The sequence below is a fragment of the Mesorhizobium sp. WSM4847 genome, assembly GCF_055811335.1.
This window is the reverse complement of record NZ_JBVVPY010000131.1, coordinates 1-263: the sequence shown is the minus strand read 5'-3', so window position 1 is coordinate 263 and position 263 is coordinate 1. Positions and strand designations below refer to the sequence as shown.

The following is a 263-nucleotide window of genomic DNA, read 5'->3' as shown; positions in this document are numbered from 1 at the left end:
CAGCGCGACGGCGCTGGCCGCGCTGCAGAACGGCGAGGTGGATTGGTGGGAGCAGGCCCTGGCCGACACCGTGCCCACCCTGCGCCGCACGCGCGGCATCACGGTGGGCCAGGGCGACCCCAACGGCTATGTGGGGCTGATCCGCTTCAACGCGCTGCACCCGCCCTTCAACAACCCCAAGCTGCGGCTGGCGGTGCTGACGGCGGTGCGCCAGGCCGACTACATGTCGGCCATCACCAACAGCGACCCGTCCTCCTACACCC

1 protein-coding gene is annotated in these 263 nt (G+C 71.1%); it reads left to right on the top strand.

Translation table 11 applies throughout. The features are described from left to right. A partial coding sequence (locus tag AC0L28_RS34840; protein ID WP_473483035.1) for an ABC transporter substrate-binding protein occupies positions 1–263 on the top strand: 263 nt, incomplete at both ends.